21 protein-coding genes are annotated in these 22,532 nt (G+C 58.5%); 4 read left to right on the plus strand and 17 right to left on the minus strand.

What is annotated here, in order from left to right:
* Positions 1-23: 23 nt before the first annotated feature.
* The 15 genes from atpA to rpmH form a co-directional block, all read right to left on the minus strand.
* Positions 24-1,568 carry a F0F1 ATP synthase subunit alpha gene (gene atpA, locus JV241A_RS26735; RefSeq protein WP_038997914.1) on the minus strand — a complete coding sequence of 515 codons (1,545 nt, stop codon included), beginning with the start codon at positions 1,566-1,568 and terminating at the stop codon, positions 24-26.
* A gap of 21 nt (positions 1,569-1,589) precedes the next feature.
* A complete protein-coding gene (locus tag JV241A_RS26740) occupies positions 1,590-2,126 on the minus strand; it encodes a F0F1 ATP synthase subunit delta (RefSeq protein ID WP_115084566.1) in 537 nt (178 codons plus the stop codon).
* A gap of 12 nt (positions 2,127-2,138) precedes the next feature.
* Complete coding sequence (locus JV241A_RS26745; RefSeq protein ID WP_010222733.1) at positions 2,139-2,609, minus strand: F0F1 ATP synthase subunit B; 471 nt, start codon at positions 2,607-2,609, stop codon at positions 2,139-2,141.
* A gap of 57 nt (positions 2,610-2,666) precedes the next feature.
* On the minus strand, positions 2,667-2,924 hold the full coding sequence (gene atpE / locus JV241A_RS26750; protein WP_003097235.1) for a F0F1 ATP synthase subunit C: 258 nt from the start codon (positions 2,922-2,924) through the stop codon (positions 2,667-2,669).
* 143 nt (positions 2,925-3,067) lie between these two features.
* Complete coding sequence (gene atpB, locus JV241A_RS26755; protein WP_115084564.1) at positions 3,068-3,937, minus strand: F0F1 ATP synthase subunit A; 870 nt, start codon at positions 3,935-3,937, stop codon at positions 3,068-3,070.
* Positions 3,938-3,953: 16 nt separating this feature from the next.
* Positions 3,954-4,361, minus strand: coding sequence for a F0F1 ATP synthase subunit I (locus JV241A_RS26760; RefSeq protein WP_010222722.1), 408 nt, complete (start codon positions 4,359-4,361; stop codon positions 3,954-3,956).
* Positions 4,362-4,510: 149 nt separating this feature from the next.
* Positions 4,511-5,383 carry a ParB/RepB/Spo0J family partition protein gene (locus JV241A_RS26765; RefSeq protein WP_045199401.1) on the minus strand — a complete coding sequence of 291 codons (873 nt, stop codon included), beginning with the start codon at positions 5,381-5,383 and terminating at the stop codon, positions 4,511-4,513.
* A 9-nt stretch (positions 5,384-5,392) separates the two neighbouring features.
* The gene (locus JV241A_RS26770; protein ID WP_010222720.1) at positions 5,393-6,184 is read right to left on the minus strand and encodes a ParA family protein; all 792 of its coding nucleotides are present in this window, start codon (positions 6,182-6,184) and stop codon (positions 5,393-5,395) included.
* Positions 6,185-6,202: 18 nt separating this feature from the next.
* Positions 6,203-6,847, minus strand: a complete 645-nt coding sequence (rsmG, locus tag JV241A_RS26775) for a 16S rRNA (guanine(527)-N(7))-methyltransferase RsmG (RefSeq protein ID WP_115084562.1) — start codon at positions 6,845-6,847, stop codon at positions 6,203-6,205.
* The gene (gene mnmG, locus JV241A_RS26780; RefSeq protein ID WP_115084996.1) at positions 6,844-8,736 is read right to left on the minus strand and encodes a tRNA uridine-5-carboxymethylaminomethyl(34) synthesis enzyme MnmG; all 1,893 of its coding nucleotides are present in this window, start codon (positions 8,734-8,736) and stop codon (positions 6,844-6,846) included. The genes rsmG and mnmG overlap by 4 nt, the downstream gene beginning before the upstream one ends.
* A 517-nt stretch (positions 8,737-9,253) precedes the next feature.
* Positions 9,254-10,624 carry a tRNA uridine-5-carboxymethylaminomethyl(34) synthesis GTPase MnmE gene (mnmE, locus tag JV241A_RS26785; RefSeq protein ID WP_115084559.1) on the minus strand — a complete coding sequence of 457 codons (1,371 nt, stop codon included), beginning with the start codon at positions 10,622-10,624 and terminating at the stop codon, positions 9,254-9,256.
* Positions 10,625-10,707: 83 nt separating this feature from the next.
* The gene (gene yidC, locus JV241A_RS26790; protein ID WP_115084557.1) at positions 10,708-12,390 is read right to left on the minus strand and encodes a membrane protein insertase YidC; all 1,683 of its coding nucleotides are present in this window, start codon (positions 12,388-12,390) and stop codon (positions 10,708-10,710) included.
* 2 nt (positions 12,391-12,392) lie between these two features.
* The gene (gene yidD / locus JV241A_RS26795; protein ID WP_080764817.1) at positions 12,393-12,638 is read right to left on the minus strand and encodes a membrane protein insertion efficiency factor YidD; all 246 of its coding nucleotides are present in this window, start codon (positions 12,636-12,638) and stop codon (positions 12,393-12,395) included.
* Positions 12,631-13,035 carry a ribonuclease P protein component gene (gene rnpA, locus JV241A_RS26800; protein ID WP_010222710.1) on the minus strand — a complete coding sequence of 135 codons (405 nt, stop codon included), beginning with the start codon at positions 13,033-13,035 and terminating at the stop codon, positions 12,631-12,633. Before rnpA ends, yidD begins: the two co-directional genes overlap by 8 nt.
* A gap of 13 nt (positions 13,036-13,048) precedes the next feature.
* Positions 13,049-13,183, minus strand: coding sequence for a 50S ribosomal protein L34 (gene rpmH, locus JV241A_RS26805; protein ID WP_002551315.1), 135 nt, complete (start codon positions 13,181-13,183; stop codon positions 13,049-13,051).
* Positions 13,184-13,775: 592 nt separating this feature from the next.
* On the opposite strand from rpmH, the gene dnaA reads away from it, so the two are divergent.
* From dnaA to gyrB, 4 genes are read left to right on the plus strand one after another with little or no spacing between them, the layout of a single operon-like run.
* Positions 13,776-15,293 carry a chromosomal replication initiator protein DnaA gene (dnaA, locus tag JV241A_RS26810; RefSeq protein WP_115084556.1) on the plus strand — a complete coding sequence of 506 codons (1,518 nt, stop codon included), beginning with the start codon at positions 13,776-13,778 and terminating at the stop codon, positions 15,291-15,293.
* A gap of 40 nt (positions 15,294-15,333) precedes the next feature.
* Positions 15,334-16,437: a DNA polymerase III subunit beta gene (dnaN, locus tag JV241A_RS26815; RefSeq protein ID WP_038997897.1), complete on the plus strand. Its 1,104-nt coding sequence runs from the start codon at positions 15,334-15,336 to the stop codon at positions 16,435-16,437.
* A 19-nt stretch (positions 16,438-16,456) separates the two neighbouring features.
* On the plus strand, positions 16,457-17,560 hold the full coding sequence (gene recF / locus JV241A_RS26820) for a DNA replication/repair protein RecF (RefSeq protein ID WP_134065272.1): 1,104 nt from the start codon (positions 16,457-16,459) through the stop codon (positions 17,558-17,560).
* 4 nt (positions 17,561-17,564) lie between these two features.
* Positions 17,565-19,982, plus strand: a complete 2,418-nt coding sequence (gene gyrB, locus JV241A_RS26825) for a DNA topoisomerase (ATP-hydrolyzing) subunit B (protein WP_115084554.1) — start codon at positions 17,565-17,567, stop codon at positions 19,980-19,982.
* Between the two features lie 88 nt (positions 19,983-20,070).
* Here gyrB and JV241A_RS26830 read toward each other — a convergent pair whose 3' ends face one another.
* Together JV241A_RS26830 and JV241A_RS26835 are read right to left on the minus strand one after the other, a co-directional pair.
* Entirely contained in the window at positions 20,071-20,961 is an 891-nt protein-coding gene (locus JV241A_RS26830; RefSeq protein ID WP_134065274.1) for a DUF2950 domain-containing protein, read from the minus strand.
* Positions 20,962-20,975: 14 nt separating this feature from the next.
* Positions 20,976-22,499: a DUF3300 domain-containing protein gene (locus JV241A_RS26835; protein WP_134065276.1), complete on the minus strand. Its 1,524-nt coding sequence runs from the start codon at positions 22,497-22,499 to the stop codon at positions 20,976-20,978.
* Positions 22,500-22,532: the final 33 nt, after the last annotated feature.

A 22,532-nucleotide genomic window follows, 5' to 3' on the forward strand; every position in this document is an offset into this window, starting at 1 on the left:
GGCCGCAAAGCCCCCGCTGCGGCTTACCAGGTTTGGGTGGCCTTGAACTTCTCGATACCGGCTTTGATGCCAGCGTCGATTTCGTCGTTGAAGTCACCCTTCACGTTGATCTTCGCCATCAGTTCGGCGTGATCACGGTTGAAGTAAGCGATCAGTGCTTGTTCGAAGCTACCAATCTTGGCGATTTCAACGTCGGTCAGGAACCCACGCTCAGCGGCATACAGCGACAGCGCCATGTCCGCGATGGACATTGGAGCGTATTGCTTCTGCTTCATCAGCTCGGTAACACGTTGACCGTGCTCGAGTTGCTTACGGGTGGCTTCGTCCAGGTCAGAAGCGAACTGGGCGAATGCCGCCAGTTCACGGTACTGAGCCAGAGCGGTACGGATACCACCGGAGAGCTTCTTGATGATCTTGGTCTGAGCGGCACCACCCACACGGGATACCGAAACACCGGCGTTCACTGCAGGGCGGATGCCCGAGTTGAACATGGCCGATTCCAGGAAGATCTGACCGTCGGTGATGGAAATCACGTTGGTCGGAACGAACGCGGAAACGTCGCCAGCCTGGGTTTCGATGATCGGCAGTGCGGTCAGGGAACCGGTCTTGCCAGTTACAGCACCGTTGGTGAACTTCTCGACGTACTCTTCGGAAACGCGCGATGCACGCTCCAGCAGACGGGAGTGGAGATAGAACACGTCACCTGGGTACGCTTCACGTCCTGGTGGACGGCGCAGCAGCAGGGAGATCTGACGGTAGGCAACGGCCTGCTTGGACAGGTCATCGTATACGATCAGCGCGTCTTCACCGCGGTCACGGAAGAACTCGCCCATGGTGCAACCGGCGTATGGCGCCAGGAATTGCAGTGCGGCGGATTCCGAAGCACTGGCAACCACCACGATGGTGTTGGCCAGGGCGCCGTTTTCTTCCAGCTTGCGAACGATGTTGGCAACGGTGGAACGCTTCTGGCCGACAGCAACATAAACACAGAAAATACCGGAGTCTTTCTGGTTGATGATGGCGTCGATCGCCATGGCGGTCTTACCGATCTGACGGTCACCGATGATCAGCTCGCGCTGGCCACGGCCGACCGGGATCATGGCGTCGACAGATTTGTAGCCAGTCTGTACAGGCTGGTCTACCGACTTACGCCAGATCACGCCCGGAGCAACTTTCTCGACCGCGTCGGTCTCGGTGTTGCCCAGTGGGCCTTTGCCGTCGATTGGGTTACCCAGTGCGTCGACTACGCGACCCAGCAGTTCCTTACCAACTGGAACTTCAAGGATGCGGCCGGTGCACTTGGCGCTCATGCCTTCAGCGAGGGTGTCGTAGGCGCCCAGTACTACCGCACCAACGGAGTCTTGCTCCAGGTTGAGGGCCATACCGAACACGCCACCTGGAAACTCGATCATTTCGCCGTACATAACGTCGGCCAGACCGTGAATCCGCACGATACCGTCAGAAACGCTGACGACGGTACCCTCGTTGCGGGCTTGGGAGGTCACGTCGAGTTTCTCGATGCGACCCTTGATGATTTCACTAATTTCGGAAGGATTGAGTTGCTGCATTGCTCTGCTGCCCCTTCAAACTCAAGATTTCAATGCTTCGGCCAGTTTCGCGATTTTGCCGCGAACCGAGCCATCGATTACCAGGTCGCCGGCGCGGATCACGACACCACCGATCAGGGTGGCATCCTCCGTCGCATGCAGGCGCACTTCCCGGCTGAGCCGTGCACTGAGAACCTTGGCGAGTTTGTCTTGCTGTTCTTGGTTCAACGCAAAAGCACTGGTGACTTCCACGTCCACGGATTTCTCTTGTTCAGCCTTGTACAGGTCGAACAAAGCCGAAATCTCCGGCAAAAGCAGGAGACGGTCGTTTTCCGCGGCAACATGAATGAAATTCTGTGCCTGTGCATCGAACTTGTCACCGCACACGTCAATAAACGCGGCGGCCTTTTCTGCGCTCGTCAGTCGCGGGGCCTTGAGCAGGCGCTGCATCGTGTCGTCTTCCGACACTGCAGCAGCCAGGCCGAGCATGGCTGACCAATTGGCCAGTTGCTGATGGGCCTGGGCGTGCTCAAAGGCCGCCTTAGCGTAAGGTCGGGCCAACGTGGTCAGTTCTGCCATGATCGCCCTCGCTTAAATTTCAGCGGCCAGTTTATTAACCAGCTCCGCATGCGCGTTTTGATCGATTGTGGCGCCAAGGATCTTTTCAGCACCGCCGACAGCCAGCAGACCCACTTGGGCACGCAGGGCGTCTTTGACACCGTTAATTTCCTGTTCGATCTCGGCCTGAGCCTGAGCCTTCACACGGTCAGCTTCGACGCGGGCCTGATCACGGGCTTCCTCGACGATCTGAGCACCGCGCTTCTTGGCTTGCTCAATGATTTCGGCTGCCTGAGCTTTCGCTTCGCGCAGTTGCTGACCCGCTTTGTCTTGGGCCAACTCCAGGTCGCGAGCTGCTCGGTTGGCAGCGTCCAGTCCATCCGCGATCTTCTTCTGACGTTCTTGCAATGCCGCGATGACCGGAGGCCACACGAACTTCATGCAGAACAGCACAAAAATGAAGAACGCAACGGACTGACCAATCAGGGTTGCATTAATGTTCACGCCAACACCTCGCTCGTTCTTTGTCCATCACACCAAACCACTCGAGAATTCGAGTGATTAGCCGGCGATTTGACCAACGAAGGGATTAGCGAAGGTGAAGAACAGAGCGATACCAACACCGATCATGGTTACGGCGTCGAGCAGACCGGCAACGATGAACATTTTAACTTGCAGCATTGGAACCATCTCTGGCTGACGAGCAGCGCCTTCCAGGAACTTGCCGCCCAGCAGGCCGAAACCAATGGCGGTACCCAGAGCACCCAGGCCGATCAGCAGAGCAACAGCGATAGCGGTAAGACCAACTACAGTTTCCATCTTTCCTCCCGACTTTTACGTCGTATTGGTTAGGTTTTTTAGTTTGAAGCGGTAAAACAAAATCGTTTGGTACAGCTGCCCTTGCGGACTTTTTCGACCCTTCCCCGTACCGGCGCAAGGGTCATCAGACACGCCAGGCGGTCTTAATGGTTATCTTCGTGAGCCATCGACAGGTAGACGATGGTAAGCATCATGAAGATGAACGCTTGCAGGGTGATGATCAGGATGTGGAACACAGCCCACGCCCACTGCAGCACCACGCCCAGGCCGCTGAGCCAGAGCAGGCCGCTGCCGAACATCACGGCAATCAGGATGAACACCAGCTCGCCGGCGTACATGTTGCCGAACAGACGCAGGGCCAGCGAGATTGGCTTGGCAATCAGGGTCACGAATTCGAGCAGGAAGTTGACCGGAATCAGCAGGATCTGAACGAAGATGTTCTTGCTGCCGAACGGGTGCAGGGTCAGCTCGCCGAGGAAGCCGCCGAGGCCTTTGACCTTGATGCTGTAGAAAATGATCAGGGCGAATACGCTGAAGGCCATGGCCAGGGTCGCGTTCGGGTCGGTGGTCGAAACGGCACGGAACGGAATGTGCGGATCACCGGAGATCAGGATGGCCAGCTGCGGAATCCAGTCGACCGGGATCAGGTCGACGGCGTTCATCAGGAAGACCCAGACGAAAATGGTCAGCGCCAGCGGGGCGATCACCGGGCTGCGGCCGTGGAAGCTGTCCTTGACGCTGCCGTCGACGAACTCAACCAGCACTTCTACGAAGTTCTGCAGGCCGCCAGGCTGACCGGAAGTCGCCTTCTTGGCTGCCATGCGGAACAGGAATACGAAAAGCAGACCCAGTGCGACCGACCAACCCAGGGTATCCAGGTGGAAAGCCCAGAAGCCCATTGCCTTGGCTTCTGCTGCGGAATGGGCAAAGCCCCAACCGCCGTCTGGTAGTTGACCGAAGGTCAGGTTCTGCAAGTGGTGCTGGATATAGCCCGAAGCGGTTTCTGCTGCCATGGTTGCCTCAAACGCCCTAAGGTCTCGAAAGTCTTATATTCATCAGCAGGGGCGCGAACCAGCTGACCAACTGGGTCAGCAGAAAGACACCGAAGACTGCTAACGGCGCCAATGGCTTCACTCCTGCGAACGTCAGTGCAAAAAGCACTGCCGTCAAAATCAACTTGCCTGCCTCGCCAGCGTAGAACGACTTGACGATGGCCTGCGCTGCCCTGGCTCCCGTGTAACGAAAAGCCTTCCAGGCGAAATACACATTCGGCAGCCAGGCAATCAGCCCTCCGCAGAGTGCCGAATATCCACTGACCGCCCCGTGCCACTGCCACAACGCCAAAGTTGCCAGCAGAAACACGACACATTGAGCCAACAGTACCGGAAAAACCGCCCAGCGATGGAAAGGCAAGCGGTTTGGCGTGCGGGTTTCCATCACAACTGCTCCTCGAAAGTCGACCAACCAGTCAGCTATGACTTGGCATAATTTGTGCCGACAAAATGCGCGCAGAGTATAGGGGCGGTTTAACCCCTATTCAACTGCCGGGTAGTGATTTCCGACTACGCGCTACAAAAGGAATTGTTTCAGCGGATGTGAGCAAGCACACCTTGCAACTCATCTAGTGAGTTGTAACGGATAACTAACTGGCCCTTGCCCTTGTTGCCGTGACGAATCTGTACGGCCGAGCCCAGACGCTCTGCCAGACGCTGTTCAAGGCGGGTGATGTCCGGGTCCGGCTTGGCAGGTTCTGCGGCCTCAGGCTTACCGTTGAGCCACTGGCGAACCAGTGCTTCAGTCTGGCGCACGGTCAGGCCGCGTGCGACAACGTGACGCGCCCCATCGACCTGCTGTTCATCCGGCAATCCGAGCAATGCCCGGGCGTGACCCATTTCCAGGTCGCCGTGGGACAACATGGTCTTGATCACCTCTGGCAACGAGATCAGGCGCAGCAGGTTGGCCACGGTTACCCGCGACTTGCCCACAGCATCGGCGACCTGTTGCTGGGTCAGCTGGAATTCCTGCTGCAGACGCTGCAGGGCGATGGCCTCTTCCACCGGGTTGAGATCTTCGCGCTGGATGTTCTCGATCAGGGCCATGGCGATGGCCGCTTCATCCGGCACATCGCGGACCATGGCCGGGATGGTGTCCATGCCGGCCTGCTGGCTGGCGCGCCAGCGGCGTTCACCGGCGATGATCTCGAATTTGTTGTCAGCGATCGGGCGCACCACGATCGGCTGCATCACGCCCTGGCTCTTGATCGAGTGGGCGAGTTCTTCCAGTGCCTGCGGGTCCATGTCCCGGCGCGGCTGGTACTTGCCGCGCTGGATCAGGTCGAGCGGCAGGTGTTGCAGTTCCTTTTGGTCGACCTGGACAGCCTGCTCTTCGAGCGCGCTGACGGTCGGACCACTGAGCAGTGCATCCAACCCACGTCCGAGACCCCGTTTCTTAACGGCCATGCGGATTCCTTAAGTTGTCTGTGCAGTGCGGGTTTGACGACGTTGGCGACGAACCAGTTCCCCGGCCAGTGCCAGGTATGCCAGGGCGCCACGCGATTGCTTGTCGTAGGCCAGGGCCGGCATGCCGAAGCTCGGGGCCTCGGCAAGGCGGATGTTGCGTGGAATCACGGTGTCGTACAGCTGGTCGCCGAAGTGTTCCTTGAGCTGTGCGGAAACATCGTTGATCAGGCTCAGACGTGGGTCGTACATGGTCCGCAGCAGGCCTTCGACCTTGAGCTGCGGGTTCAGCCGCTCGCCGATCCGCTTGATGTTATCCACAAGGTCGCTCAAGCCTTCCAGGGCAAAGTATTCACATTGCATCGGAATGATCACGCCATCGGCGGCGACCAGGGCGTTGAGGGTCAGCATCGACAGCGACGGCGGGCAGTCGATCAGGATGTAGTCGTAATTCTCGCGGATCGGCGCCAGCGCGGTGCGCAGGCGGCTCTCCTTCATCTGCATTTCCAGCAGGACCACTTCGGCGGCGGTCAGGTCGCGGTTGGCCGGCAGCAGCTGATAGCCGCCGTGCTCGGAGAAGTGCATGGCCTGGGCCAGGTCGCATTCGCCGATCAACAGGTCATAGACCGAATGTTCCAGGACGTGTTTATCCACACCGCTACCCATGGTGGCGTTGCCCTGTGGATCGAGATCGATCAGCAGCACGCGGCGCTTGGTTGCCACCAGCGATGCTGCGAGATTGATACAGGTGGTGGTTTTGCCCACACCACCTTTCTGGTTCGCGATTGCGAATACCTTAGCCATTCTTGCTTGTGTTCCCAGTCATGCCGTGCGGCGCAGTATCAGCAGATGGCGTTGGCCTTGGCAACCCGGAACGGTCAAGGCCTGCTCGCTATCCACTCTGAAATCTGCCGGCAATGCTACCAGCTCATCGGCAGGATGCAGCCCTTTCATTGCCAGCCACTGCGTCTGGGCGTCACCGAGGTGGCGCGTCCAGTTGGTGAAGTTCTCCATGCTGCTGAAAGCACGGGAAACAATTCCGGTGAAAGGCAGCTCCGGTTGGAACTCCTCTACCCGCTTGTGGATAACTGTGAGGTTATCCAGTTTGAGTTCAAGCTTTACCTGGGTCAGGAAGCGGGTTTTCTTGCCGTTGCTGTCGAGCACCGTGACTTGCTTGTCCGGATGCAGGATAGCCAAAGGAATGCCCGGCATGCCACCGCCGCTGCCGACATCCAGCCAGCGCTCGCTGTGGATAAACGGCATGACGCTGAGGCTGTCGAGCAGATGGCGGGAAACCATTTCGTCCGGATTGCGCACGGCGGTCAGGTTGTAGGCCTTGTTCCACTTGATCAGCAAGGCCAGGTAGGCCAGCAGTTGTGCCTGCTGGGCCTCGCTCAGCTCGACACCGAGCTGGCGGGCGCCTGTGGACAACTCTTCGGCGTGTTGAGGGGTGACCTGAGAACTCAAGCGCTTTGCTCCAACTCGCGGCCTGCGCCGCGTTTTTTCAGATGAATCAGCAACAGGGAAATCGCCGCCGGGGTCACGCCGGGGATACGCGAAGCCTGGCCCAGGGTCTCGGGCCGGGTCTGGCCGAGCTTGCCCTGGATTTCCTTGGACAGCCCGGAAATACCGCTGTAATCGATATCGTCGGGCAGGCGGGTGTCTTCGCTGGCGCGCAGCCGGGCGATTTCTTCCTGTTGCCGGTCGATGTAACCGGCGTATTTGGTCTTGATTTCAACCTGTTCGGCCACCTGCGGGTCGATCTCGGCACCGCCGGTCACTTCCATCAGCCCGGCGTAATCGATTTCCGGGCGAGTCAGCAGGTTGAGCAGGTTGTATTCATGGCTCAACGGCGTGCCGAATTTCTCGGCAATGGCCTGACCTTGGGTGGTGTCCGGGCGGACCCAGGTGGATTTGAGACGCTGTTCTTCCAGGGCGATGCTTTCGCGCTTGGCACTGAACGCGGCCCAGCGCTCGTCATCGACCAGGCCCAGTTCACGACCTTTCTCGGTCAGGCGCAGATCGGCGTTGTCTTCACGCAGGATCAGCCGGTATTCGGCGCGCGAAGTGAACATGCGGTACGGCTCCTGGGTACCCAGGGTAATCAGGTCGTCAACCAGCACCCCGATGTACGCTTCATCGCGGCGTGGGCACCAGCTTTCGCGGCCTTGCGCACGCAGTGCGGCGTTGGTACCCGCGAGCAGACCCTGGGCACCGGCTTCTTCGTAGCCAGTGGTGCCGTTGATCTGGCCGGCAAAGAACAGCCCGCCAATCACCTTGGTTTCCAGGCTGTACTTGAGATCACGTGGATCGAAGTAGTCGTATTCGATGGCGTAGCCCGGGCGCACGATGTGGGCGTTTTCCATGCCGCGGATCGAGCGGACGATCTGCAACTGCACATCGAACGGCAGGGATGTGGATATCCCGTTCGGATAGAGCTCGTGGGTGTTCAGGCCTTCGGGCTCGATGAACACCTGATGGCTTTCCTTGTCGGCGAAGCGGTGGATCTTGTCTTCGATCGACGGGCAGTAGCGTGGGCCAATGCCTTCGATGACCCCGGAGTACATCGGCGAACGATCGAGGTTCGAGGCAATGATCTCGTGGGTCCGGGCGTTGGTGTGGGTAATCCAGCAGCTGACCTGACGCGGATGCTGCTCCTTGGAGCCCATGAACGACATCACCGGGATCGGCGTGTCACCCGGTTGCTCGGTCATCACCGAGAAATCCACAGAGCGGCCGTCGATGCGCGGCGGCGTACCGGTTTTCAAGCGACCAACGCGCAGCGGCAGTTCACGCAGGCGGCGAGCCAGGGCAATCGATGGCGGATCGCCGGCGCGGCCGCCGGAGTAATTCTGCAAACCGATGTGGATAAGTCCACCGAGAAAGGTTCCGGTGGTCAGCACTACGGAGTCAGCGAGAAAACGCAGACCCATTTGCGTCACCACCCCACGTACCTGGTCCTGCTCGACGATCAGGTCGTCGCACGACTGCTGGAATATCCACAGGTTGGGCTGGTTCTCGAGAATCTCGCGCACCACCGATTTGTAGATGGCGCGGTCGGCCTGGGCGCGAGTAGCGCGCACGGCTGGGCCTTTGCGGTTGTTCAAAACACGGAACTGGATACCGCTCTTGTCAGTGGCCAGTGCCATGGCACCGCCGAGCGCATCGATTTCCTTGACCAGGTGGCTCTTGCCGATGCCACCGATGGCCGGGTTGCAACTCATATGACCGAGGGTTTCCACGTTGTGGGTCAACAGCAGGGTTTTTACACCCATGCGTGCAGACGCAAGCGCAGCCTCGGTACCGGCATGGCCGCCGCCGATGACGATCACTTCAAAACGGGAAGGGAAATCCACCACGCACCTCGTGCCTGTTTCGGGAATAGATAGGGATAACGCACAAGTATAGGGACTTACCCCCCTCTAAAGGAACCTTTTGCACAAAATTTAACCAGGCTGTGGATGAATGGCGAGTAATAGAAATTAAAAGAGAGAAATTTATTAAAGCTTTGTTTTTATGTTTATTCTTAGTCAGGCACCTTTCTGTGGATAAAGTTCTACAGGCCTTTATTTACCTTATGTACAGAGATTCAAAACCCTGTGGTCTACCCGGGATGAGCGTTCTGGATAAGCGCTTTAAGCCTGTGGATGAAATGGTCAGTTACCCACAAGCGTAGTTATCTCCAGCCTTGAAGGCCAGTTATCAACGGAGCTGAAGGTGGGTTTTCCACAGGGCTTATGTCAGAGAATTGTGGATAGACGCGCAGGCATCAGCGCAGCACGAGCACTGTGGCTGTACTGACCAGGAGAGGGGATTGGAGAAAAAGGCTGCTGCAGTCGGGTCCGTTGCAGACCCGACGGTAGATCAGGATGTTTACTTGCCGATACAGAAACTGGAGAAGATCCGCCCAAGCAAGTCATCAGAGCTGAATGCCCCGGTAATCTCGCCCAGGGCTTGTTGAGCCTGGCGCAGATCCTCTGCCAGCAGTTCACCGGCACCGGCAAGGGTCAACTGGGCGCGGCCGTGCTCCAGGTGTGCACTGGCCTGACGCAATGCCTCCAGGTGGCGCCTGCGTGCGCTGAAGCTGCTTTCGGCAGTCTGTTCATAACCCATGCAGGCCTTCAGGTGCTCGCGCAGCAGCTCAAGGCCCATGTCGCTGTCCTTGGCACTGAGGGTAATGGTGACATGGCCATCTTCACTCTGTTCCATGGCAATCGCGTCGCCGCTCAAATCCGCCTTGTTACGAATCAGCGTGACCTTGGCCGGATCCGGACGCAGATCGAGGAATTCCGGCCACAGGGCAAACGGATCACTGGCTTCCGGTGCTGTGGAGTCGACCACCAGCAATACCCGATCGGCTTCGTTGATAGCCTTGAGGGCGCGTTCGACGCCGATCTTTTCCACATGGTCATCGGTATCACGCAACCCGGCCGTGTCAACAACGTGCAGCGGCATGCCGTCGATGTGGATATGTTCGCGCAGGATGTCCCGGGTGGTGCCGGCGATATCGGTGACAATCGCCGCCTCGCGGCCAGCCAGAACGTTAAGCAGACTCGACTTGCCGGCGTTCGGCCGGCCGGCAATCACCACCGTCATGCCGTCACGCAGCAAGGCCCCCTGCCCGGCTTCGCGCTGCACTGTGGATAAATTGTTGCGCACGTCATCGAGCATACCCAGCACGTGACCGTCGGCGAGAAAGTCGATTTCTTCTTCGGGGAAGTCGATTGCCGCTTCCACATAAATACGCAGGCTGATCAATTTCTCCGTGAGGTTATCCACACGTCGGGAAAACTCGCCCTGCAGCGAGCGCAAGGCATTACGCGCCGCCTGGGCAGAACTGGCTTCGATCAGGTCGGCGATTGCCTCGGCCTGGGCCAGGTCGAGCTTGTCGTTGAGGAACGCACGCTCGCTGAATTCCCCCGGACGCGCCAGGCGGCAACCCAGTTGTACACAGCGCTGCAGGAGCATATCGAGCACAACCGGGCCGCCGTGGCCCTGCAGCTCCAGCACGTCTTCACCGGTGAAGGAGTTGGGCCCTGGGAAAAACAGCGCAATGCCTTCATCCAGTACCAGGCCATCTTCAGCGCGGAACGGGCCGTAATGGGCGTGCCGCGGCGTTAACGTTTTTCCACAGATGGCCAGCCCGGCTTGTTCGGCCAGAGGGCCGGATAGCCGCACGATCCCCACGCCCCCACGTCCCTGGGCGGTAGCGATGGCGGCAATGGTTTCACGCACAGTGTTCATGCTCGAAGGCCTCACGACAAAAACGACAGATAGCAAAACGCCCCACGAGGGGGCGTTTATCCACAGGTTAGCTGGCTAACCCGTCAAGCAGCGGCTTTCTTGGTAGCCTTTTCGATGCCGCGGGTGATGTACCACTGCTGTGCGATCGACAAGCAGTTGTTCACAACCCAGTACAGCACCAGACCTGCAGGGAACCACAGGAAGAAGAAGGTGAAGATGATTGGCATCAGCTTCATCACCTTGGCCTGCATCGGATCCGGCGGAGTCGGGTTCAGCTGCTGCTGGATGAACATGGTCGCGCCCATGATGATCGGCAGGATGAAGAACGGATCCTTGATCGACAGGTCAGTGATCCAGAACATCCATGGCGCCTGACGCATCTCGACGCTTTCCAGCAGAACCCAGTACAGCGAGAGGAAGACCGGCATCTGCACCAGGATCGGCAGGCAGCCGCCGAGCGGGTTGATCTTCTCTTTCTTGTACAGCTCCATCATGGCTTGCGACATTTTCTGCCGGTCGTCGCCATGTTGTTCTTTCAAGATCGCCAGTTTTGGTGCCACGGCACGCATGCGCGCCATCGAACGGTAGCTGGCAGCCGACAGCGGGAAGAACAGTGCCTTGATCAGCATGGTCAGGACAATGATCGACCAGCCCCAGTTGCCGAGCAGGCTGTGGATATGTTGCAGCAGCCAGAAGATGGGCTGGGCAATGAACCACAGAATGCCGTAGTCGACGGTCAGTTCCAGACCTGGGGACAACTCTTTGAGTTTGTCCTGAACCTTGGGACCGGCATACAACACGGTGCTGGTTTCGGCTTTACCGCCGGCGGCAACGTTCAATGCCGGGCCGGTGAAACCGATGATGTAATTGCCTTGGCTGTCCTTACGGGTCTGAACGATGTTGTTGTCAGACTTGTTAGGAATCCAGGCAGTTACAAAGTAGTGCTGCAGCCAGGCTACCCAGCCACCGGAAACATTTTCTTTCAGATTTCCCTTGTCGATGTCTTTCATCGACACCTTTTTGTAGGGCTCCGAACTTGTCCACAGGGCGGCACCCAGATAGGTCGCCGTACCGGTTGCGGTGCTCGAGGAAGGATCCGAGCTGGCGTCGCGCTTGAGTTGCGCGAACAGGTTACCGGTCCAGGGCTGGGCGCTCTGGTTGTCGATCAGGTAGGTGACGGTCAGGTCGTACTCACCGCGCTTGAAGCTGAAGCGCTTGATGTAGTTGACGCCGGCATCGCTGAACTTCAGGTCGACGACCAGTTGGTCCTGACCATCGGCCAGTTGATAACTTTTCTGATCAGCGGCATACAGCGGACGGCCAGACGAACGTGCATCCGGGCCGTTGGCGCCAGTCAGACCGCTCTGTGCCAGGTAAGTACGCTCACCACCGTTGTCGAACAACTGGAACGGAATGTCCGGATGGTCCTGACGGCGTGGGTACTTCGGCAGCATCAGCTGGGCGATGTCACCACCTTTGGGATCGATAGCCAGATCGAGGACATCAGTCTTGACCCGAATCAGGTCCTTGCTGACCACTACCGGGGCAAGTTCTGCTGGGCTGGATTCAGCGTTGGCGCTCGGTACATCGGCGCTGGCGCCAGTGTTACCGGCCTGCGCGGTGTCCGGCAGGGCCGGGGCAACGTTGCTGGCAGCAGTATTCTGAGTCGGCAGGGCAGCCTGGCCATAGTCCTGGTTCCAGTTAAGGACCATGACGTAGGACACGATTGCCAGGGCGACGATCAGGATCGTGCGTTTAATATCCATGATTACTCGGCTATCGAAGAAGTACGGGAAGAGGAGGCAGGTGGAACCGGGTCAAAACCACCGGCATTCCACGGATGACAACGCCCCAGGCGACGAACGGTAAGCCACCCGCCGCGTAAAAGGCCATGTGTTTCGATGGCTTCGTACGCATAGCAGGAGCAACTGGGGTAGAAACGACAGTGACTGGCCATCAGAGGACTAATGGCATAACGGTAAAACTGGATCGGAACGAGCGCCAGTTTACGCATCTTGACTGTCTACCCCCACAGAGTCGGTGTTAACCACTGGAGCGGGCCGACTGCGTGCAAGGCGCTTCCAGAGCTTGCCAAAATGTTGGTGCAATTCTGGGTTTTCAATCTCGCCCAACCCTTTGCGCGCGACGATCACGATATCCCAACCGGCAAGCGAATGCTGGTTCAGGCGAAACGAATCGCGCATCAGGCGTTTCAGGCGATTGCGTTGAACGGAGAGCTTGACGCTCTTTTTCCCGATCACAAGCCCCAGGCGGGGATGATCAAGACCGTTCTCGCGAGCAAGGATCAGCAGGCATTTCCCTGGAACCTTGCCGGTTGGGGAGTCGAAGACCGCTTTGAAGTGTCGGGGAATAAGCAGACGCTTTTCCCGACTGAAGTCCTGACTCACCACCAGTGCCGAAAAATCAAACTGCCAGGCGCTTACGGCCTTTGGCACGGCGACGCGACAGAACGGCACGACCGTTCTTGGTGGCCATACGGGCACGGAAACCGTGAGTGCGAGCGCGCTTGATGGTGCTTGGTTGGAAAGTACGTTTCATGGCGTGTTACCTGGTTCGTCGACAACGGGCCGGAATGGCCCCCGTTTTAAGAGACCGGCGATTCTAGAGAAAGCAGGGCCGTAGGTCAATTTCCAACCAGCTTTTCCTTATAGACGGAAAATCGGCTTCATTCGGGGGATCGCTCGGAGCGGGCTGACAGGTCGCGAATAACGGATCACTTAAACATAGAAAAAAAGAGAGGACTTATTTAAAGCTTTTTAGTGAATCTTATAAATCTTATGTGGACGATTTCTGTGGATAACAAGCTAGAGCCCTTGAAATACGTAATGTACAGAGGAAAGAAACCTTGTCGAGAAGAGGTGCTCTGACTGTGCTGTACCCTCGGAAAAGCTGTGGATCAAATGGCCTGTTATCCACAGGCAGGTTATCCACCGATTTCGACCCCCAGTTGTGCAAAGACCTCAGGCGCGGTTATCCACAGGGCTTATTCACATGGCCAGAACGACATTTTGGTCACTAAACTGCTGATTTATCGCCATCCTCGACGCACCTGCATGTGGATAACTGCGCTGGCGCTGGGTACAATGGGCGCTTGTTTTTGCCTCACCGGCTTTCAACTCAGGGGATATCCGTGTCAGTGGAACTTTGGCAGCAGTGCGTGGAGCTTCTGCGCGATGAACTGCCTGCCCAGCAATTCAACACCTGGATCCGTCCGCTACAGGTCGAAGCCGAAGGCGACGAGTTGCGCGTCTATGCGCCCAACCGTTTCGTTCTCGACTGGGTCAATGAAAAGTACCTGAGCCGTCTGCTCGAGCTGCTGGGTGAACACGGCAACGGTATTGCGCCTGCCCTTTCCTTATTAATAGGCAGCAGACGCAGTTCGGCGCCGCGTGCCGCGCCTAATGCACCGCTCGCCGCGGCTGTAGCCGCATCCCAGGCCCAGGCTGCGAAAACTGCGGTGGTCAACGAACCTGTAGCCGCACCCGTAGCAGCACCGGCACCGGTGGCCGAAGTCGAGGAAGCACCTTCGCGTGACAGCTTCGATTCCATGGGCGAAACCAATGCCGCCCCGGCGCCAAGCGGCCGCACCGAACAACGCACCGTGCAGGTCGAGGGTGCGCTCAAGCACACCAGCTACCTGAACCGCACCTTTACCTTCGAGAACTTCGTCGAAGGTAAGTCCAACCAGCTGGCCCGCGCTGCGGCCTGGCAGGTTGCCGACAACCCCAAGCATGGCTACAACCCGCTGTTCCTGTACGGCGGTGTGGGCCTGGGTAAAACCCACTTGATGCACGCTGTGGGTAACCACCTGCTCAAGAAGAACCCGAATGCCAAGGTGGTGTACCTGCACTCCGAGCGCTTCGTCGCCGATATGGTCAAGGCGCTGCAACTCAATGCCATCAACGAGTTCAAGCGTTTCTACCGTTCGGTCGATGCGCTGCTGATCGATGACATTCAGTTCTTTGCCCGTAAAGAGCGTTCCCAGGAAGAGTTTTTCCACACCTTCAACGCCCTGCTCGAAGGCGGTCAGCAGGTCATTCTGACCAGCGATCGTTATCCGAAGGAGATCGAAGGGCTGGAAGAGCGCCTGAAGTCGCGTTTCGGCTGGGGCCTGACTGTCGCGGTAGAGCCTCCGGAGCTCGAAACCCGGGTAGCGATCCTGATGAAGAAGGCCGATCAGGCCAAGGTCGACCTGCCGCACGATGCTGCTTTCTTTATCGCTCAGCGAATTCGCTCGAACGTGCGTGAACTCGAAGGCGCACTGAAACGGGTGATTGCGCATTCGCACTTCATGGGTCGCGACATCACCATCGAGCTGATTCGCGAATCGCTCAAGGATCTTTTGGCACTGCAGGACAAACTGGTGAGTGTGGATAACATCCAGCGCACCGTTGCCGAGTACTACAAGATCAAGATCTCCGATCTGTTGTCCAAACGTCGTTCCCGTTCGGTAGCCCGTCCGCGGCAGGTCGCCATGGCCTTGTCCAAAGAGCTGACCAACCACAGCCTGCCGGAAATCGGCGACGTTTTCGGCGGCCGCGATCACACCACCGTGTTGCATGCGTGCCGCAAGATCAACGAACTCAAGGAATCCGACGCGGATATCCGCGAGGACTACAAGAACCTGCTGCGGACTCTGACGACTTGATGAACGTCAGCGCAGCTTATTAAAGGCAAGGGACTAGACCATGCATTTCACCATTCAACGCGAAGCCCTGTTGAAACCCCTGCAACTGGTCGCAGGCGTCGTCGAGCGCCGCCAGACCTTGCCGGTACTGTCCAACGTACTGCTGGTGGTACAAGGTCAGCAATTATCGCTGACCGGTACCGACCTGGAAGTGGAACTGGTAGGCCGTGTGCAGCTGGAAGAGCCGGCTGAGCCTGGCGAGATCACCGTGCCTGCGCGCAAGCTGATGGATATCTGCAAAAGCCTGCCCAACGACGTGCTGATCGATATCAAGCTCGATGAGCAGAAGCTCGTGGTCAAGGCCGGCCGTAGCCGCTTCACCCTGTCGACCCTGCCAGCCAATGATTTCCCGACGGTGGAAGAAGGCCCTGGCTCGCTGACCTGCAACCTGGAGCAAAGCCGCCTGCGCCGCCTGATCGAGCGCACCAGCTTCGCCATGGCCCAGCAGGACGTGCGCTACTACCTCAACGGCATGCTGCTGGAAGTGTCCACCGATACGCTGCGCGCCGTCGCCACCGACGGTCACCGTCTGGCCATGTGCTCGATGCGTGCCGATATCGGCCAGGCTGATCGCCACCAGGTCATCGTACCGCGCAAAGGTATCCTCGAACTGGCGCGCCTGCTCACCGAACCGGATGGCATGGTCAGCATCGTTCTGGGTCAGCACCATATTCGCGCCACCACCGGTGAGTTCACCTTCACCTCCAAGCTGGTCGATGGCAAGTTCCCCGACTACGAGCGTGTACTGCCCAAGGGCGGCGACAAGCTGGTGGTCGGCGACCGTCAGGCACTGCGTGAGGCCTTCAGCCGTACCGCGATTCTGTCCAACGAGAAGTACCGCGGCATCCGCCTGCAACTGGCCAATGCCCAGTTGAAGATTCAGGCCAACAACCCTGAGCAGGAAGAAGCGGAAGAAGAAATCAGCGTCGAGTACAACGGTAGTTCGCTGGAAATCGGCTTTAACGTCAGCTACTTGCTCGACGTACTGGGTGTCATGACCACTGAGCAGGTTCGTCTGATCCTGTCGGACTCCAACAGCAGTGCCCTGCTGCAGGAAGCTGACAACGACGACTCCGCTTACGTTGTCATGCCGATGCGTCTGTAATTTGTCCAGCAGACTCTAGATGTCCCTCAGTCGCGTTTCTGTCACCGCGGTGCGTAACCTGCACCCGGTGACCTTCTCTCCCTCCCCCCGCATCAATATCCTGTACGGCGCCAACGGCAGCGGCAAAACCAGCGTGCTGGAAGCCGTTCATCTGTTGGGCCTGGCCCGCTCGTTTCGCAGCACTCGCCTCACGCCGGTCATTCAGTACGAGCAACTGGCTTGTACGGTATTCGGCCAGGTCGAGTTAAGCGAAGGCGGTTTGAGCAACCTGGGGATTTCGCGGGATCGGCAAGGTGAGTTCACCATTCGCATCGACGGTCAGAACGCCCGTAGTGCTGCACAGCTGGCAGAGATACTGCCCCTGCAACTGATCAACCCGGACAGTTTTCGCCTGCTCGAAGGCGCTCCGAAAATACGTCGGCAGTTCCTCGATTGGGGAGTGTTCCACGTGGAACCCCGCTTCATGGCCACATGGCAACGCCTGCAGAAGGCTTTGCGGCAGCGGAACTCATGGTTGCGGCATGGTACACTTGACGCTGTTTCGCAAGCGGCCTGGGACCGGGAACTGTGCCTGGCCAGCGCGGAAATAGATGAATACCGTCGCAATTACATCAAGGCCTTGAAGCCCGTCTTTGAGCAAACCCTGAGCGATTTGGTCGAGCTCGAAGGGCTGACCCTGAGCTATTACCGTGGCTGGGACAAGGATCGCGAACTCAGTGAAGTGCTCGCCTCCTCCCTGCAACGTGATCAGCACATGGGCCATACCCAGGCCGGCCCACAACGTGCCGACCTGCGCCTGAGACTCGGCGCCCATAACGCGGCTGACATTTTGTCTCGCGGCCAGCAGAAGCTGGTGGTCTGTGCATTGCGTATCGCCCAAGGCCATCTGGTTAGCCAGGCGCGTCGCGGCCAATGTATTTATCTGGTGGATGACTTGCCGTCGGAACTCGACGACCAGCACCGCCGCGCACTTTGTCGCTTGTTGGAAGACTTACGCTGCCAGGTGTTTATCACCTGTGTAGATCAAGAATTATTGAGGGAAGGCTGGCAGACGGAAACGCCAGTTGCTTTGTTCCACGTGGAACAGGGCCGTATCACCCAGACCCACGACCATCGGGAGTGAAGGCATGAGCGAAAATCAAACGTACGACTCCTCCAGCATCAAGGTGCTGAAAGGGCTAGATGCCGTGCGCAAGCGTCCCGGTATGTACATTGGCGACACCGATGATGGTAGCGGCCTGCACCACATGGTGTTCGAGGTGGTCGATAACTCGATCGACGAGGCACTCGCCGGCCACTGCGATGACATCACCGTAATTATTCACCCGGACGAATCCATCAGTGTTCGCGACAACGGTCGTGGCATTCCGGTTGACGTGCATAAAGAGGAAGGCGTTTCCGCCGCCGAGGTCATCATGACCGTCCTCCATGCGGGCGGTAAGTTCGACGACAACTCCTACAAAGTATCCGGCGGTCTGCACGGTGTAGGTGTGTCGGTAGTTAACGCTCTCTCCGAGCAGTTGATCCTCACCGTTCGCCGCAGTGGCAAGATCTGGGAACAGACTTACGTCCACGGTGTTCCACAAGCGCCGATGAAAATTGTTGGCGAAAGTGAAACCACCGGTACCCACATCCACTTCAAGCCATCGGCTGAAACCTTCAAGAATATCCACTTCAGCTGGGACATCCTGGCCAAGCGGATTCGTGAACTGTCCTTCCTCAACTCCGGCGTTGGCATCCTGCTGAAGGATGAGCGTTCGGGCAAAGAAGAGCATTTCAAATACGAAGGCGGTCTGCGTGCCTTCGTTGAATACCTGAACACCAACAAGACTCCGGTCAACCAGGTATTCCATTTCAGCGTTCAGCGTGAAGACGGCGTGGGTGTGGAAATCGCCCTGCAGTGGAACGACAGCTTTAACGAGAACCTGTTGTGCTTCACCAACAACATTCCGCAGCGCGACGGTGGTACTCACCTGGTCGGATTCCGCTCGGCGTTGACCCGTAACTTGAACAACTACATCGAGCAGGAAGGCCTGGCCAAGAAGAACAAGGTTTCGACCACCGGCGACGACGCCCGTGAAGGTCTGACCGCGATCATCTCGGTGAAGGTGCCAGATCCGAAGTTCAGCTCGCAGACCAAAGACAAGCTGGTGTCCTCGGAAGTGAAAACAGCCGTGGAACAGGAGATGGGCAAGTACTTCTCCGACTTCCTGCTGGAGAACCCGAACGAAGCCAAGGCAGTTGTCGGCAAGATGATCGACGCCGCTCGTGCCCGTGAAGCTGCACGTAAAGCGCGGGAAATGACTCGCCGCAAAGGTGCGCTGGATATCGCCGGCTTGCCGGGCAAACTGGCGGACTGCCAGGAGAAGGACCCTGCTCTTTCCGAACTGTACCTGGTGGAGGGTGACTCCGCGGGTGGCTCGGCCAAGCAAGGCCGTAACCGCAAGACCCAGGCGATCCTGCCGCTCAAGGGCAAGATCCTCAACGTCGAGAAAGCACGCTTCGACAAGATGATCTCGTCCCAGGAAGTGGGCACGCTGATCACCGCGCTGGGCTGTGGTATCGGCCGCGAAGAGTACAACATCGACAAGCTGCGTTATCACAACATCATCATCATGACCGATGCTGACGTCGACGGTTCGCACATCCGTACCCTGCTGCTGACCTTCTTCTTCCGTCAGCTGCCGGAACTGGTCGAGCGTGGTTACATCTACATCGCTCAGCCGCCGCTGTACAAGGTCAAGAAAGGCAAGCAAGAGCAGTACATCAAAGACGACGACGCCATGGAAGAGTACATGACTCAGTCGGCTCTGGAAGATGCCAGCCTGCACCTGGACGAATCCGCACCACCTGTTTCCGGCGTCGAGCTGGAGCGTCTGGTCAACGAATTCCGTACCGTGATGAAAACTCTCAAGCGCCTGTCGCGCCTGTACCCGCAGGAGCTGACTGAGCACTTCGTCTACCTGCCGGCGGTCTCGCTGGAGCAGCTGGGCGACCACGCTGCCATGCAGGAATGGCTGGGCAAGTTCGAAGAGCGCCTGCGTATCAGCGAGAAGTCCGGCCTGCTGTACAAGGCCAGCCTGCGCGAAGACAAAGAGCGCAACGTCTGGCTGCCGGAAGTGGAAATCACCTCCCACGGCCTGGCCAGCTATGTCACCTTCAACCGTGACTTCTTCGGCAGCAACGACTACCGCACCGTCACCGCCCTCGGTGCACAGCTGAGTACCCTGCTGGGTGAAGGCGCCTACGTGCAACGTGGCGAGCGCAAGAAAGCCATCACCGAGTTCAAGGAAGCCCTCGACTGGCTGATGACCGAAAGCACCAAGCGCCACACTATTCAGCGATACAAAGGTCTGGGTGAGATGAACCCGGATCAGCTGTGGGAAACCACCATGGACCCAACTGTGCGCCGCATGCTCAAGGTGACCATCGAAGACGCGATCGCTGCCGATCAGATCTTCAACACCCTGATGGGCGACGCCGTTGAGCCACGTCGTGAGTTCATCGAGAGCAACGCTCTGGCAGTGTCCAACCTGGACTTCTGATCAGGTGTAGGTTCAAAAATGCAACATCATCAAGCCCGCTCACGCGGGCTTTTTGTTGCGTTGGCTTCCATGTGTTGAGCTGCTCGGTTTAGCGCGCTTCTTCCTCGTCCTTTACTTCGCTCCAACTGCTGTCGGGGTCGAAACGCGTAATCGCAGCAGCTTGCTTGGCGCTGTCACGACCGAGGTCTTTCTCGAACAGTTCGCCGTCGTGGCTGATCATGAAACTCATCACGCCAGTGTCGCCGTAGTCTGCCGGCCAGGCGATCACGGCAAAGCCGCGCGTCATGCGATCGCCAATCATGTAGTCATAGGCGCCGCCAGGCGCCGAAGGGCCTTGGCCAGTGAGGATGCGATAGTGGTAGCCGTGCCAGTCGTCGCCAGTCGCGGTATCTCCAAAAAGCGGTCCGAGCGGACTTTCTTCGACACCGCCCTCTTCCGGCCAGTACAGGCCGTCGAACTGCCCGTCGCTACTGATGAACTTCTGCGCGTATTCGAGGACCCCATCGTCATTACGATCAATCTCGGCGTAATCCATCTGCGCGTCGTGATAGGCACGCGCCGCTTGAATTGTCGCCAGTTCGTCGCGTCCGATGCGGCGCTGGCGGATTTCCTCGGCGCCAGCTTTGGTGTCGAATGCCCAACCGCCAGTATTGTGTCTGATGGGAATCGGGAACATCCAGGGCGTGTCGCCGACGACCAGATGTGCACGCTTCGGGTTGTCGGACTGAACCTGATGTTTTTCCTTGTAGAGGGAGAGAAAGGCATCAACATCTTTACGATCGACGTTCTTGGTCGGGATATAACTCTTCCAGTCGTTGCCGAGCAAGTTCGCCAACTGTTGGCTATCGGCCTTTTCACTTCCAAGCGCCTGCACCAGTGCTTCGCCGGCGGCCTCCGGGGTTGGGAAGTGTTTCTGAGCGAAACTGCTGGATGTCCAGAACAGGAGCAGAACCAGCACAATTCGACTAGCAGCATTCATGACTGACTCTCCTCTCAACGGCGACGGCCGCCACCGCTGGGTTGCATCCGCGCGGGTCGTTGCACCTGGTGGCCCGCAGACGCTGCGGACGGTCGGCTGGCGCTCCGTTGGCTGATCTGGCCACGATTACTCGCGCTGCGTGACTGCGAAGGGTTGCGCACCCCGGCCAACGCATTGTTGCGGGGCGCCTGGGCGCTAACATGTTGCTGGCGAACTTGTTGGCGGACTTGTTGGTTGCGCCCCGGCTGCTGAGGCTGGCGGTTCTTCTGGGGCGCCTGCGCACGTTGGCGAGCCTGACCGTCATTTTTCAGTTGGCGGTCGGCGACCTGGGCGCGCTCGCGTGCGTTGCCGGACGGGTTGATGCCCTGCTTTTCCAGGCGCTGTTGGGCGCGCTCGCGGTCGGCACTCTGCACCCGTTGGCGGGCTTCAAGGTTACTGGTTGCCGGTGCTTCGATGCCGCGCTGTGCCAGGGTTTCACGGGCTCGCGCGCGATCTTCGACCCGGGCCGGCGTGTCTCCGCGGTAGGCAGTGCGCTCTGCGCTGCCGGGTAAGCGCCGGTCGAACTGGGTTCGACTGGCTTGGTCGCGGTACGGGACGCCGTCGCGATACGCAGGATTATGGCGCCAGTTGTTCTGGTTGGCATCGAGCCTGCGGTTGACGTTGTTGATATTGTTGTAGCGATTGACGTTGATATCGACGTCATGATCGTCCCAGTCACAATCCCCCCACAGTGAATTGACGATCGCTATTCCAGCACCGAAAGCCAGGCCGGTCGCTAACGCCGTGCCGATGGCATACCCCGGTGGTGGCGGATAATACGCTGGAGGGTAGGATGGCGAGGACCAACTGCCGTACACCACAGAGGGGTTGTAGCTTGGCACGTATACAACCTGCGGGTTGGTCGGCTGGATAACGATAGTCTGTGCCGGCGCGGTACCTTGCACCACCGTGGTCGTGCCGCCTGCGGGGGCGCTTGACGGTTGCACGATAACGGTCTGCTGAGCGTTGGACTCCAGGTGGCCAGCAGCCTTGGCCTTGGCGCGCAGGCGCTGCACCGAGTTCATCACCGCGTCGGGCTGGGCGAGAAAGGCATCACCGACTCGTTGCACCCAGACCGGGTCCTGGCCAAGTGTGGCCAGCACCTGCGGAAAAGCCACCAACGATTGCACGCTGGGGTCCCAAGGTTGGTCGGCGACCTGCTTGACGGCGGCATCACCGCTGACGTTCGGATGCGCCTTGGACCAGACAACCGCGTCGGCGACATTGCCTGGATAGGTGGTGGCCATCAGCACCTGAGCCAGTAAAGCGTCCGGATACAACGCCAACGGTGCAAGCATTTGATCAAGCTGTTCGGCGTTGAACACCGCCTCGCTTGGCGCCGTCGGAGCGGCCGGTACAGCCGGTACAGCCGGTACAGCCGCTGCAGCCGCTGCAGGCGCCGTGGCGGTTGCCTTAGGTTGCGCATCCTCTTCGGAACAGCCAAAAAGCGCGAGTATGGCGATGGTGAGCAAGATCGCCCTGTGAAGGCAGGCAGACATGACGATGCTCCTGTGGCAGAAAAGACAGAGCGG

It is taken from the genome of Pseudomonas sp. JV241A (assembly GCF_900275665.1).
GTDB classification, from domain to species: Bacteria; Pseudomonadota; Gammaproteobacteria; order Pseudomonadales; family Pseudomonadaceae; genus Aquipseudomonas; species Aquipseudomonas wadenswilerensis.

Excerpts from the sequence above, each read along its gene's own strand:
- JV241A_RS26835 (WP_134065276.1), bottom strand. The coding sequence starts at position 22,499 with ATGTCTGCCTGCCTTCACAGGGCGATCTTGCTCACCATCGCCATACTC.
- JV241A_RS26770 (WP_010222720.1), bottom strand. The coding sequence starts at position 6,184 with ATGGCTAAGGTATTCGCAATCGCGAACCAGAAAGGTGGTGTGGGCAAA.
- atpA (WP_038997914.1), bottom strand. The coding sequence starts at position 1,568 with ATGCAGCAACTCAATCCTTCCGAAATTAGTGAAATCATCAAGGGTCGC.
- JV241A_RS26740 (WP_115084566.1), bottom strand. The coding sequence starts at position 2,126 with ATGGCAGAACTGACCACGTTGGCCCGACCTTACGCTAAGGCGGCCTTT.
- recF (WP_134065272.1), top strand. The coding sequence starts at position 16,457 with ATGTCCCTCAGTCGCGTTTCTGTCACCGCGGTGCGTAACCTGCACCCG.
- JV241A_RS26765 (WP_045199401.1), bottom strand. The coding sequence starts at position 5,383 with ATGGCCGTTAAGAAACGGGGTCTCGGACGTGGGTTGGATGCACTGCTC.
- atpE (WP_003097235.1), bottom strand. The coding sequence starts at position 2,924 with ATGGAAACTGTAGTTGGTCTTACCGCTATCGCTGTTGCTCTGCTGATC.
- atpB (WP_115084564.1), bottom strand. The coding sequence starts at position 3,937 with ATGGCAGCAGAAACCGCTTCGGGCTATATCCAGCACCACTTGCAGAAC.
- JV241A_RS26830 (WP_134065274.1), bottom strand. The coding sequence starts at position 20,961 with ATGAATGCTGCTAGTCGAATTGTGCTGGTTCTGCTCCTGTTCTGGACA.
- yidD (WP_080764817.1), bottom strand. The coding sequence starts at position 12,638 with ATGCGTAAACTGGCGCTCGTTCCGATCCAGTTTTACCGTTATGCCATT.
- gyrB (WP_115084554.1), top strand. The coding sequence starts at position 17,565 with ATGAGCGAAAATCAAACGTACGACTCCTCCAGCATCAAGGTGCTGAAA.
- dnaN (WP_038997897.1), top strand. The coding sequence starts at position 15,334 with ATGCATTTCACCATTCAACGCGAAGCCCTGTTGAAACCCCTGCAACTG.
- rpmH (WP_002551315.1), bottom strand. The coding sequence starts at position 13,183 with ATGAAACGTACTTTCCAACCAAGCACCATCAAGCGCGCTCGCACTCAC.
- yidC (WP_115084557.1), bottom strand. The coding sequence starts at position 12,390 with ATGGATATTAAACGCACGATCCTGATCGTCGCCCTGGCAATCGTGTCC.
- JV241A_RS26760 (WP_010222722.1), bottom strand. The coding sequence starts at position 4,361 with ATGGAAACCCGCACGCCAAACCGCTTGCCTTTCCATCGCTGGGCGGTT.
- mnmE (WP_115084559.1), bottom strand. The coding sequence starts at position 10,624 with ATGAACACTGTGCGTGAAACCATTGCCGCCATCGCTACCGCCCAGGGA.